Source organism: Acidovorax delafieldii 2AN (assembly GCF_000175235.1).
In the GTDB taxonomy this organism is placed as follows: domain Bacteria; phylum Pseudomonadota; class Gammaproteobacteria; order Burkholderiales; family Burkholderiaceae_C; genus Acidovorax; species Acidovorax delafieldii_B.
Genome location: NZ_ACQT01000027.1, coordinates 1 through 12,362 on the forward strand (window position 1 = coordinate 1; position 12,362 = coordinate 12,362).

General features: G+C 60.8%; 12 protein-coding genes and 2 tRNA genes. 4 read left to right on the forward strand and 10 right to left on the reverse strand.

Features of this window, described 5'->3' with window-relative positions:
- Positions 1-152: 152 nt before the first annotated feature.
- Complete coding sequence (locus ACDELDRAFT_RS06430; RefSeq protein WP_005794716.1) at positions 153-1,169, reverse strand: serine/threonine protein kinase; 1,017 nt, start codon at positions 1,167-1,169, stop codon at positions 153-155.
- 75 nt (positions 1,170-1,244) lie between these two features.
- On the opposite strand from ACDELDRAFT_RS06430, the gene ACDELDRAFT_RS06435 reads away from it, so the two are divergent.
- The 4 genes from ACDELDRAFT_RS06435 to ACDELDRAFT_RS06450 all read left to right on the forward strand — a co-directional run bounded on the left by ACDELDRAFT_RS06435 (position 1,245) and on the right by ACDELDRAFT_RS06450 (position 5,415).
- Positions 1,245-2,162: a YicC/YloC family endoribonuclease gene (locus ACDELDRAFT_RS06435; RefSeq protein WP_198403218.1), complete on the forward strand. Its 918-nt coding sequence runs from the start codon at positions 1,245-1,247 to the stop codon at positions 2,160-2,162.
- A 36-nt stretch (positions 2,163-2,198) separates the two neighbouring features.
- On the forward strand, positions 2,199-2,819 hold the full coding sequence (gmk, locus tag ACDELDRAFT_RS06440) for a guanylate kinase (protein WP_005794719.1): 621 nt from the start codon (positions 2,199-2,201) through the stop codon (positions 2,817-2,819).
- Positions 2,820-2,836: 17 nt separating this feature from the next.
- Positions 2,837-3,040 carry a DNA-directed RNA polymerase subunit omega gene (rpoZ, locus tag ACDELDRAFT_RS06445; RefSeq protein ID WP_005794722.1) on the forward strand — a complete coding sequence of 68 codons (204 nt, stop codon included), beginning with the start codon at positions 2,837-2,839 and terminating at the stop codon, positions 3,038-3,040.
- A gap of 95 nt (positions 3,041-3,135) precedes the next feature.
- Positions 3,136-5,415 (forward strand): RelA/SpoT family protein, encoded by a 2,280-nt coding sequence (locus tag ACDELDRAFT_RS06450; protein ID WP_005794724.1) that lies wholly within the window; start codon positions 3,136-3,138, stop codon positions 5,413-5,415.
- Positions 5,416-5,458: 43 nt separating this feature from the next.
- On the opposite strand, the gene greB is transcribed toward ACDELDRAFT_RS06450, so the two are convergent.
- The 9 genes from greB to ACDELDRAFT_RS06495 form a co-directional block, all read right to left on the reverse strand.
- On the reverse strand, positions 5,459-6,022 hold the full coding sequence (gene greB, locus ACDELDRAFT_RS06455) for a transcription elongation factor GreB (RefSeq protein ID WP_005794726.1): 564 nt from the start codon (positions 6,020-6,022) through the stop codon (positions 5,459-5,461).
- A gap of 85 nt (positions 6,023-6,107) precedes the next feature.
- A tRNA-Arg gene (locus ACDELDRAFT_RS06460) sits at positions 6,108-6,184 on the reverse strand.
- A 207-nt stretch (positions 6,185-6,391) separates the two neighbouring features.
- A tRNA-Ile gene (locus tag ACDELDRAFT_RS06465) sits at positions 6,392-6,468 on the reverse strand.
- Between the two features lie 49 nt (positions 6,469-6,517).
- Positions 6,518-7,522, reverse strand: a complete 1,005-nt coding sequence (gene hrcA, locus ACDELDRAFT_RS06470; RefSeq protein WP_005794728.1) for a heat-inducible transcriptional repressor HrcA — start codon at positions 7,520-7,522, stop codon at positions 6,518-6,520.
- 9 nt (positions 7,523-7,531) lie between these two features.
- Positions 7,532-8,119, reverse strand: a complete 588-nt coding sequence (locus tag ACDELDRAFT_RS06475; RefSeq protein WP_005794730.1) for a recombinase family protein — start codon at positions 8,117-8,119, stop codon at positions 7,532-7,534.
- 895 nt (positions 8,120-9,014) lie between these two features.
- On the reverse strand, positions 9,015-10,193 hold the full coding sequence (locus ACDELDRAFT_RS06480) for a zonular occludens toxin domain-containing protein (RefSeq protein WP_005794732.1): 1,179 nt from the start codon (positions 10,191-10,193) through the stop codon (positions 9,015-9,017).
- 9 nt (positions 10,194-10,202) lie between these two features.
- Positions 10,203-10,505 carry a DUF2523 domain-containing protein gene (locus ACDELDRAFT_RS06485; protein WP_005794734.1) on the reverse strand — a complete coding sequence of 101 codons (303 nt, stop codon included), beginning with the start codon at positions 10,503-10,505 and terminating at the stop codon, positions 10,203-10,205.
- A 3-nt stretch (positions 10,506-10,508) separates the two neighbouring features.
- Positions 10,509-10,985, reverse strand: a complete 477-nt coding sequence (locus ACDELDRAFT_RS06490) for a hypothetical protein (protein ID WP_040328302.1) — start codon at positions 10,983-10,985, stop codon at positions 10,509-10,511.
- A gap of 1,100 nt (positions 10,986-12,085) precedes the next feature.
- Positions 12,086-12,361, reverse strand: a complete 276-nt coding sequence (locus tag ACDELDRAFT_RS06495; protein ID WP_005794739.1) for a major capsid protein — start codon at positions 12,359-12,361, stop codon at positions 12,086-12,088.
- Position 12,362: the final 1 nt, after the last annotated feature.

The window sequence follows — 12,362 nt, forward strand, 5'->3', positions numbered from 1 at the left end:
GTGGATGGCCACGCACCCGCGGGCAGCAAGTCCGCGCCCATGGCGTCGGCGCGCCCGGCCCCGGACTGCTGCGGCACGGCCAGTGCTGGTTCCGCTGGGCGTTGCCTGGGTGGACCCGGGCATGCGCGGCGCGCGCCATGCTGGGGTGGTGTTCATTTGGGCTTGGCCCCGATGCCGGTGGCTTCGCCCACCTTCTGCACGTTCTTCTTGGTGTCGGACACCAGGGTATCGATCTGCAAGCGCATTTTTTCTGCCACCGTGAGCTTGGTGTAGCGGCGCTCGCCTTCGCGGCTGAGTTCCTTTTGCAGCGCAAACACCGACTGCGGGCGCGACAGCGGATCGAGCGCCATGCACCACTCCACCACCTCGATGAGGTTGTCGGAATACACGCCGCGCAGCTTGGTCAGCGCGAGCGAGAGGCGGTCCTTTTCGATGCGCTGGGGCGCTTCGTTGGGCGGAAAGCCCTGCATGCAGGCGTAGATGCAGGCGCCGATGGCGTAGATGTCGGTCCACGGGCCCATCTGCGAATCGCGCCGGTACATCTCGGGCGCGGCAAAGCCGGGCGTGTACATGGGACGGATGAAGTTACCCTCTTTGGACAGCACCTCACGCGCGGCGCCGAAGTCGATCATCACGGCTTTGTTGTCGTCGGTGATAAAGATGTTGGCCGGCTTGATGTCGAGGTGCAGCATCTTGTGCTGGTGCACGATGCGCAGGCCGCGCAGCACCTCGTCGAACAGCGAGCGGATGGTCGATTCGCGGAACACCTTCTGCGTCTTCAGGTCGCGAGCGGTGATGATGAAATCCTGCAGGGTGGCGCCCTCCAGGTAGTTCATCACCATGTAGACGGTTTCGTTCTCGCGAAAGAAATTGAGCACGCTCACCACGGAGGCGTGCGAAATCTGCGCCAGCGAGCGCCCCTCTTCAAAGAAGCTCTTGAGGCCCAGGCGGTAGAGCGAGAGCTTTTCCGACGGCACCTTGGGCAGCAGCTCGCCCGGCGCGCGCGTGGCCAGAGAGGCTGGGAGGTATTCCTTGATGGCGACCTGCTGGCCTTCGGCATCGAGGGCCAGATAGACCACGCCAAAACCGCCGGAGGACAACCGGCGCACCACACGGTAGCCGCCAATCGCGGTGTCCGGCGGCAATGGAGCCGGTTTGATTTTTGACATATTTTGCGAAGATGACTCGGGGGTAGAGCGGAACCCGGATAATCACCGGATCGCAAGCAACCATCAAAAAGTCCAATGCCAGTTTACAGCATGACCGGATACGCCAGCGCTCAGCATGGCGCATCCGCCACTGGCGCTGAAACCGACGCCCGCAGCCCCCAGGCGCGCCGGCTGGGGCTGGAAATCCGCTCGGTCAACAGCCGCTTTCTCGACCTCTCTTTTCGCCTGCCCGACGAGCTGCGCGCACTGGAGCCCGTGCTGCGCACTCTGCTGACGTCCCAACTCAAACGCGGCAAGGTGGAGGTGCGTGCCGCGCTCGAGAACGACGATGGCAGTGGCCTGCAAGACCCGGCGCCACGCCTGCTGCAGCGCATCAACTCGCTGCAGGATTCGGTCAAGGCCTGGCTGCCCGACGCAGCGCCGCTCACGGTGGCCGACGCGCTGCGCCTGTGCGCCAACGCAAGCCACGGCCCTGAAGACTGGAGCGCCGCCGTACCCGCCCTGGCAGAGCGCGCCCTTGCCGATCTGCTGGCCGCACGCGCCCGTGAAGGCGAGCGTCTCGTGGCCATGCTGCAGGATCGGCTGGGGCAGTTGCGCGGCCTGGCCCAGCAGGCGGGCCCGCTGGTACCCCAGCTTGTCGAACAGCAACGCCTGCGCTTCATGGAGCGCTGGAAGGAAGCCATGGCGCTGACCGACGGTGCCACCTTGCCGGAAGCCGCCCGTGACCGCGCGCTCACCGAGGCCACCGCCTTTGCCATTCGCATCGACGTGGCCGAGGAGCTCACGCGCCTGAACTCTCACCTCGATGAAATTGAACGTCTTCTGCGAAAAGGCGGCGAAGTGGGCAAACGCCTGGACTTCCTCATCCAGGAACTGCACCGTGAAGCCAACACGCTGGGCTCGAAATCGGCGGCGCTGGAACTCACGCGCATCAGCGTGGACATGAAGGTGCTGATCGAGCAAATGCGTGAGCAGGTCCAGAACATCGAGTAAATCTCACTTTTTGATAGCGCTCAACCAACATCAACCATGGACTACCCTGGAAATCTCTTTGTGGTGGCAGCCCCCAGCGGGGCCGGCAAATCCAGCCTGGTCAAGGCCCTTCTCGAACTCGACTCCCTGGTGCACCCGTCCATCTCGCACACCACGCGTGCGCCCCGTGGGCAGGAAAAGCACGGCCGCGAGTACTTCTTTGCATCCGAGTCCGAATTCGATGCCATGGTCGAGGGCAATGCGTTTGTGGAATGGGCGCTCGTGCACGGCAACCGCTACGGCACGTCCAAAAAGGCGATCGAAGAGCGTATTGCACAGGGCTCGGACGTGATCCTTGAAATCGACTTCCAAGGCGCATTGCAGATCAAGAAGGCTTTTGCCAACGCCGTTCTCGTGTTCATCCTGCCGCCCAGCTGGGATGAACTGCGCTCCCGCCTTGAACGCCGTGGCGAAGACTCGCCCGAAGTGATCGAGAGGCGGCTCAAGAATGCCGCCGTCGAAATGGAACAGGTCCATAAATTCGACTTCGTTATAATCAATGAGTTGTTTGAGCGCGCGCTTTTCGATCTGAAAGCCGTGGTTCATGCCCAGCGACTCAAGTACGCCGCCCAGCGCCGCGCCCGAGCCGACACCTTTGAGTCGCTCAATATCACCTGATTTCCCGGAGAAACCCGATGGCCCGCATCACTGTAGAAGACTGCCTGGAAAAAATCCCGAATCGCTTTCAGCTCGTGCTGGCAGCCACATACCGCGCTCGCATGCTGAGCCAGGGCCACGCCCCCCGCATCGAGAGCCGCAACAAGCCTGCCGTGACGGCCTTGCGCGAAATCGCCGAAGGCAAGGTCGGCCTTGAAATGCTGAAGAAGGTTCCCGGTTGATTTTGTCACCTGGGTTCCTCCCAATAAGGCACCGCACAGCGGTGCTTTTTTTTGCGTTCGGGACTTCCACCGCCCTCCCGCGCTACATTTGAGGCATGAACGCGGTGCTCAATTCAACTTCTGCAGCGCAAATTCGGCCCGGCGAGAGCCACGCACCGGGCACGGTCAGTGCGTCAGCGGCAGCCGCCAACGCGGCGGCGGCCAGCTTTGCCGCGCTGACGGACAACCTCGGCTACCTTGATCCGGCCAGCATCGAACAGGTGCGCCAAGCCTACCGCTTCGCTGACGAAGCCCATCTGGGACAGTTGCGCAACAGCGGAGAGCCCTACATCACGCATCCCATTGCGGTGGCGGCCCAGTGCGCGAGCTGGAAGCTGGACGCGCAGGCGCTCATGGCTGCGCTGCTGCACGATGCGATGGAAGACTGCGGGGTCACCAAGGCCGACTTGATCGATCGCTTCGGCGCGCCAGTGGCCGAGCTTGTCGATGGGCTCACGAAGCTCGATAAGCTCCAGTTCAACACACGCGAGGAAAACCAGGCCGAGTCTTTTCGCAAGATGCTGCTGGCCATGGCGCGTGATGTTCGCGTGATTCTCATCAAGCTCGCGGACCGCACGCACAACATGCGCACGCTGTCGGACATGCCGCGCAGCAAGTGGGGCCGAATCTCTTCGGAAACGCTGGAGATCTATGCCCCCATCGCCCATCGGCTGGGCCTGAACCAGACCTATCGTGAACTGCAGGACTTGTCCTTCCGGCATCTGCACCCGTGGCGCTATCGCACCCTGTCGAAGGCCATCAACAAGTCGCGCAACCGCCGGCGCGATCTGGTCCAGAAGGTGCAGTCGGAAGTGGACGCAGCGTTTTCCCGCATCGGTATGCCGGTACGACTGGCCGGACGCGAAAAGACGCTGTACGCCATCTACCAGAAGATGGACCTCAAGCACCTGAGTTTTGCGCAGGTGACGGACATCTATGGCTTCAGGGTGATCGTTCCCAGCGTCACCGACTGTTATACGGCGCTGGGCATCCTCCACCAGATGTACAAGCCCGTGCCAGGGAAATTCAAGGATCACATCGCCATTCCGAAGCTGAACGGATACCAGTCGCTGCACACCACCTTGGTGGGACCCTCGGGGGTGAACATCGAGTTCCAGATGCGCACCGACGAAATGCATGTGATAGCCGAGGCCGGGGTCGCGGCGCACTGGTTGTACAAGGCCCAGGACAGCGAGGGCAATTCGGCCGAGCGGCTGGGCACGAAATGGCTCCAATCGCTGCTGGACATACAGAACGAGACCCGCGATGCCGCCGAGTTCTGGGACCACGTCAAGGTCGACCTCTTCCCGGATGCCGTGTACGTCTTCACGCCCAAGAGCCAGATAATGGCCATGCCGCGCGGCGCGACGGTGGTTGATTTTGCATACGCCATCCACAGCAATGTGGGAGACCGCACAACCGCCGCCAAGATCAACAATGAACTCGTCCCGCTGCGCACCGAGTTGAAAAATGGCGACGTGGTAGAGATCATCACCGCGCCCATCTCCACGCCCAACCCGGCATGGCTGGGCTTTGTGCGCACGGGCCGCGCCCGGTCCAAGATTCGCCACTACCTCAAGACGCTGGCGCAGGCGGAGTCTGAAGGCTTGGGGGAAAAGCTGCTGACCCAGGCCCTGCGCGCAGAAGGTCTCGTGAGTGTTCCGCCCGTCGATGCAGAAACCCAGCCTATGTGGGACAAGCTGTTGCGCTTTACAGGCAACCGTACCCGCAGCGAACTGATGACCGACCTGGGGCTGGGAAAACGCATCGCCAGCATCGTCGCCAAGCGGCTCATGGTATTGATGTCCGAGCACGGACACCGGCCTGACGCGCTGCTGATGACCCGAGAACGCTACACATCCCACGAGACCCTCTCCCAGGGGGCGGTGACGCTGGACGGAAGCGAGAACGCCTCGGTGCAGTACGCACACTGCTGCCGTCCCGTGCCCGGAGACAGCATCGTGGGCTACCTGGGTCGGGGCGAGGGCCTGGTGGTACACAACGCGCATTGCGGCGTGGCCAAGCGACTGCAGCACAAGGACAGCGAGCGCTTCATTGCAGTGGACTGGTCGGACGAGCCTTCACGCATGTTTGAAACCGGCGTGGTGGTGACCGTCACCAACGGCAAAGGCGTGCTGGCGCGCGTGGCCGCAGAATTGGCCCATTCGGAAGCAGACATCACCCACGTCGATATGGATGACGAGGCCGCGCTCGACACCACCGACCTGCGCTTCGTGGTCGCCGTACGCGACCAAGCGCATCTGGAGACCGCTTTGCGTGGCTTGCGCCGGACCCAAGCCGTCATCCGCGCCTCACGCATCATCCCCCAAGCGTGAAGAAATCTCTCGCCAGATTAGCCCTGCGCGTCAAGAGAGGAGTTCAACCCTGCGCCTGCTTGCCCGGATAGCGCACGTTCAGCACCTCCAGCAGCAACACACCTCCCGGCGAACCCATCGAAATTTCATCACCCACCCGCGATTTGAGCAGCGCACGCGCCACGGGTGACATCCAGCTCACCTGTCCCTGGCGGCTGTCGGCCTCGTCGATGCCAAGAATGGTGATGGTGCGCTCTGTCCCGCCGTTCTCCAGGTAGGTGACGGTGGCTCCAAAGAACACTTGGTCACTTCCATCATGGAGGGACGGGTCGACAACCTCCGCAATCTCGAGCCGCTTGGTCAGGAACCTGATGCGCCGATCGATCTCGCGCAGGCGCTTTTTTCCATAGAGATAGTCACCATTCTCGGACCGGTCACCGTTGCTCGCCGCCCAATGGACAATGTCCACCATCTTCGGCCTCTCTGTGTCGATCAGCTCCAACAACTCTTCACGCAGCCGGGCATAGCCTTGCGCCGTCATATAGTTCTTGCCACCTGCGGGAATCGGCGGCAAAGCGGGATCATCGTCGTCGTCCGCGTCAACTTCTTTGGTAAAAGCCTTGCTCATAATTGCATCCTGCTTGAAGACCACAGATGAAAGCAATTTTGCAAATGAAAAAGCCTGCAACTTTTCAGTTGCAGGCTTTAAACATTGGTGCGGCTGGCAGGAATCGAACCCACGACCCCTTGGTTCGTAGCCAAGTACTCTATCCAGCTGAGCTACAGCCGCTAAGCTTTGAATTATAGCATGAAAATCAGAGCATTCTGAAAATCACACTACTTTTTCGATCACCACTGCTAGCAAGCTATGCAGCATGTCTCGTTCAAATCACAGACGCAATTGTAATGCACTCTGGACCATGTCTGATCGTGATTGTTCAACTTTTTGAAGCAGGAGAAGATATCTCCGCAGCGCACATCAGGACAGTTGCACCGATGGTAGGGCGTGGCGGACTTGAACCGACGACCAAAGGATTATGAGTCCTCTGCTCTAACCAACTGAGCTAACGCCCCTCGCGCCAACGCTGAATCAGACGGGGCACCGCAGGTATTGTAGGTGTGTTTACTTGCGGTGGCTCAGCGCATTCGACACCAGCTTGGAGGTGATGTCCACGATCTGGATCATTCTGTCATAGGGCATGCGCGTGGGGCCGATCACTCCGAGCGTGCCCACCACGCGGCCGTCCACTTCATACGGCGCGCTGACAATCGACAACTCTTCGAACGGCACCACCTGGCTTTCTCCGCCAATGTAGATGCGCACGCCCTCCGCCTGGCTTGAGATGTCCAGCAGGCGCAGGATCTGGGTCTTCTGCTCGAACAGGTCGAAGGCTCGTCGAAGGTTGCCCATGTCGCTCGAGAAATCACTCACGGCCAGAAGATTGCGCTCGCCAGAAATGACGACCTCGTCCTGCGCCTGCGAGAGTGCCTCCGAGCTGACATGAACCGCTGCCTGCATCAACGAAGCGATTTCGCCACGAAGCATGTCGACCTCCGATTTGAGCCTCTCGCGCACCTGCTCCATCGAAAGACCTGCGTAATGCGCATTCAGAAAATTGGCCGCTTCGACCAACTGCGACTGCGAATAGTCCACATCGGTAAAGATGACCCTGTTCTGCACGTCCCCCTCCGGGGAAACGATGATCACCAGAAATCGCCGCTCCGAGAGCCGAAGAAATTCGATGTGGCGGAAAACAGAAGTGCGGCGCGGGGCCATCACCACACCAACGAACTGTGAGAGGTTCGACAACAGGTGCGCTGCATTGGCAATCACCTTTTGTGGCTGTTCCGGCGCAAGCTGCGGAGGCGTCAAGGGATCGCGCTGCACAGTCAGCATGGTGTCGACAAACAACCGGTAGCCGCGCGTAGTGGGTATACGGCCGGCTGACGTGTGCGGACTGGCAATCAGCCCCAACTCTTCCAGATCGGCCATGACGTTGCGTATCGTGGCCGGAGACAACTCCAGGCCTGATGCACGGGACAGGGTACGGGACCCCACAGGCTGGCCATCAGCGATATAGCGCTCGACCAGCGCTTTAAGCAACAACTTGGCACGGTCATCGAGCATGCAATCATTTTACTTCTGTAAGCCCTTCATCCAGCGCCCCCGCCCTTCATGGCGATGGATGTGGTCTCGCAGGCAGCTGGTGGACACGCCAAGCATCTCTGCCAAGGTGCTTTGCTTGTACCAGCCACTGCGCCATGCACGGCTAGCCTGAATCACATCCTCGTCCGACAGCGCCCTCGCCTTCCCCCAAGTCTTACCCGCCGCCCTCGCGGCACGCTGTCCAGCCAGGCAGCGCTCTCTGATCAACTCCCGTTCGAACTCTGCAAATGCCGTCAGCAGGTGTAGGAACATGCGCCCCTGTGCAGTGTCGGTTTCAATGGACTCTGTGAGCGATCGAAAACCAACGCCCTTGGCCTTGAGCGCGTCAAACACTCTCACGAAATGAGACACCGATCGCGCCAAGCGATCCAGCTTGTAGACCACGAGAACGTCCCCCGCTTGCAGATCTCGCAACAGCCTCTCGAGCTCGGGCCGGTCCTTCACAGCTGAGCGCTTCTCTTCAACGATGCTCTCGATACCCGCACGCCGAAAGGCCGCCAGCTGTGCAGCCGTGTTTTGCTCAGTAGTGGAAACGCGGGCGTAGCCGTAGATAGCCAAGATCAGCAGCGAAGCCTAAATTGCGCGTCCCGAACCTCCCGGCGCCGCTCCCTGATCCATTCGAGGCTGTAGTGCAAGCTACCGGCGCGGCCCATTGCATCAAGCCGAGCGACCTCGGCGTCGTAGGCAGCGCACTGCTCTTTACGGCTCGGAGCCTGCGGTGCCGTGGGGTAGTAAACCGGAGGTGGAGCAGCTGTGCGCGCAGCTTCATCACGCTGGGTGCGGGCAGCAGCCAGTTGATCCTCCCAAGGGACATTGGCCGGAACTCGTTCCGTACGCTCAATAGCCCACCCTCGCTTCGCACAAGGCTCCGGGATCCAATAGAGCGCGCCCTGGCTAGCGCGACAGAGATAAATCACTGTGGTGCTGGGCCCGTTCAAATTGCTGACTGCTGGCGATGCGTCAATCTCTCGGCCGCCCTGACAGGGCTGATGGGTATATGTGTTTCCACACCGATAGACCTGCGCGTCCGCATCGGCTGCGAAACTCAAGAAGGCGAGTCCAAGTAGAAAAAGCATGCCTTGATTATGTGCAACACAAAGCTACAGAATCTAGACGATGGGCAAGCCCTTCGCGAAAGCTGCGCCGCTTCGCGGAAGATCTGTCTATCAAGCACGTGTTGAGGCTGTGCCTGGCCGGCTGCCCTGCCTCGCGGCGAACCAGGTGGAGACGCAAACGCCGAGTGGCTGCAGTGCAGTGGAATCTGCCTGCCGGCATGGATGCCTGGGCGCGCTGGAAACGCTGTGAGCACATCGCCGGGAACGCTGCGCGGGACAGTTCCAACATGGGGCGCTGCCCCATACCCCACCCTGGGGAAGCAAAGGCCATGTTTGTGCACGCTGCAGATTTCTGCCAGAGCTCAACGAGCTCCTCTGAAATCCTCCGCTGAGCCCGTTCACTGCAGATTGCTGCGCACCTGGGCATTGCGCAATGCCAGCGATTCCAGATACCCACCGCTCACCGGCGCCTGACCAGGCGGGGGAGCCTGTACCGGCTGAGCCTGGGCCGTCATGGGCACCGCCTGAGGCGTGCGCACCAGCTGGTCTTGATGCCGAAGTTCAGGCCGGTATTCCCGCGTGGGCTCCGGCTTGCGCCAGTCCATGAAGAAGCCCTGCGCCACGATCTGCAGACACACTGCACCACTCACCTGCAGCAGCGTGGCTTGCTGGCTATAGCACTTGCAGGTCTTCCCCATCTGGACACATGCAGCGGGGTACGGCGCTTCGGTGGGCTGTGTGACTTGATCGTAGGCCGGGGCCGTGTGCGGGAAGTCAGCCAGCCGGGGCGAGCGGGCATCAACGTACTGCGCTGCCGTCATGGGGCCAGCAGGCACAGGGCTGGCCGGGGACTGAGCGCCTTGCGCACCAGGCGCTGTGGCAACCGCCTTGCCAGAGCTGCCCCCGGCCTTGGCCTTGTCGATCACACCGCCGAAGAAGTGCACGCCTGCCCACACAGCAAGCCCAGCCACCACCACACCGCCAGGAATGGCCCAGAGCTTGAGCGGGATCTCGCGCTTGATGTTGTGGACGTCTGCGCTCTTGTACCAGGGCTTGGTGATCCAGTTACCGGCCTTGTCCTTTTTACCGAAGGCTTCAGTGGGGTAGCGCCAAGGGTATTTCTCCGACTTGCCTTTGACCTTCTCGGGGTCGGTCTGCATGCGTTTGAATTTATGGGCAACGGCATTCTGTGACCCAAAGGCGCGAACGACGTGGTAGTGCGTCTCGCAGAGCTTGCGCGGGGTCTGGTGGACTAGCGTGGGGTCCTGCGTGATGAAGTAGAAGTCAATGCCCCGCTTGCCATGCTTGGACAGTTCCAAGATGGGGAATGGCACCTTGGCGGCACTGCTGGCCATGCCCCAAAAATCCTGCAGCTCATCCACGACGATGATTGAATCGTTGGGGCACCCCAGCCACTTGTCGGGGTGATCAATCTCGGTCCAACCCTCCAGCGTGACCTCTGGGATATTGCAGTAGAAGACCGGGCGGTTTTCCTTTTTAGCCCGCTCCTGCACCTGCAGGAATGTGAACAGGGTTTTACCTTGCCGGGGGAGCCCGGTGACAAAGTTGATTGGCATGTGCGGCCCCTACTTCTGCACCAGCTTGCGTACCTTGTCGCCGCCCAATGCGGAGAGAAGGACCTTGGCACCAATGGCGCTGATGACGATGGAGATATGAACGTCGATGCGGAAGAAGCCCGCCCACTCAGCAAGGCTCGACGCCCCTACCGACTGGATCAAGCTGGTGGCCTGCACCTTGACGGAATCGACGAGCGCGCTGATGCCCACGTATTCCACGAAGCCGAAGCCGAGCGCGATCACGACACGCCCGACGAGGCTCCCGGCGATCTGCAACAAGCCACCGAGAAGAACGGAAACGATCCATGGCATGGCTTACCCCCGGTTGTTTTTGCCGCCAAGCACCCACACCAGGGAGCCCAGCAAGGTGATGCCCACGCCCGCGAGCGACAGGATGCTCAGAGGCCCACAGACGCGACTGAAAGGGATCGTGAATTCCGACTGTCGCCCGAAGTTGAGCGGGATGGACGGGTCAGCCGGACAGGTGTGCGACCAGCCAAAGCCAGACTGATCGAATGTGCTGACACTCACTTGCGTAGCCTTGCCCTTGAGCTCATCCATGCCGAAGCCGTCAGTACCGGCTACAGCCTTATTGAAGACGCTGCCGGTATCGGTGTCGTTGTTAAACAGCTTGCAGTTGGTGCGGTACTGCTCGCGAACGATGGCGCACTGGATTGCATCGCCCTCACATGACGTGGCCTCACACTGACCGCCGAAACTGCTCTTGTCCTTGTCGCCGGGGTCCTTGTCCGGGGCGGGCTGGGTGGCCGCACACTCTCCGCCGATCTTCACGAACCCAGATGGACACTTGCCATCCCCATCCGGGGGAACCTTGGGCGGGTCCTTGGGGTAGCACGAGCCACCGGACTTGTAAGTACCCGAGGGGCAAGTGCCATCGTTGTTTGGAGGACTGCCACTCCCACTGCCCCCGCCAGCACCCGAGGGCTTTTCTCCGGGCTTGGGGTCACCGGGAGCGGGTTTCTTGGTGCCATCCGCAGGGTCACCGTTTGGCTTTGTAGGATCGACGGGAGCAGGCTTGCCGGGTTCCGAAGGACCACAGGTGCCCCCCGTGTAGTAGCCATAACCACCCATATACGTTGTGCGCCCGCCAGATGATGCGATGACCTGAGGCGAAACAGTCATCACGCAGTAGGTGCGATCCACCGGGTTAAAGAGACAGGTAGACGATGTACCAGGAGACTCAAGGTCATACCACTGATCCGACTCAGTCCCCCTAGGAGGACAGCCGGAGGGCTTACAGACACCATTGACACGCGTTTGACCAGCAGGACACGGCGGCGGATCGACGCAAAGACCATTCACGCGGGTCTGCTCAGGCAAGCAATTGTTGGGAACACATGCACCGCCCTCCTCATGCTGGCCAACGGGACACGCAGGGACCTTGCACTCATAACCTACTTGCACAAGCGGAGGGATACACGTGCATGACGAACCGGTAGCGCTACTACCGAAGGGGCACTGAGGGCCAGAGGTGGAAATGGCAATTTGGTACGAGGTGTTGCCATTACGAACCGCAAAGCAGGTGCTACCGTTACTCTGCGTCTCCCAAGTACAGGGGACACCATTCGTCTGGCAAGAAGATTGCCCCGATTGAACGTGAGCAACGCCCGCCGCACAAGCAGCGGCAAAACTACTTTCTGTGCCGCTGGCCGACCCAAACTCCCAGTTGTAAGTAGCCGTAGGCGGAAAGCTGGCAAAGGCAGAGCCACAAAGCAAAGCGAGGACCCACGCAACAACGCACCGCATCATGGCCAGAACAGGATGCACCCTGCCGCAATCAGTGAGAGAAGTACCCAAAAGCCCATAGCGCCCCCGTGCGTGAAGAAAAAAAGGGAGGCACCCCAACGGGCACCCCCCTTCCCAAAAGCCCCTTACAGGACGCGCTGAACCCACTTGTACAGCTTGATCACCACAACGAGGCTGATCACGGCAACACCAATCGCGCTGATGGCAGTGACACCTGCGGAGATGGTGGCGACGATCTCAGTCGTATCGATGGTGGTCGTAGCGGCATGCGCACCGCCAGCAGCAGCCATAGCACCGCCCACAACCGAGAGACGAGCCACCGACGCGCCAGCCTTGCGGGCCAGCTTGTGGGCAGGAGTCGTAACAGCCAGGGCACAGCGTTTCACAACGTTGGAGTTCATG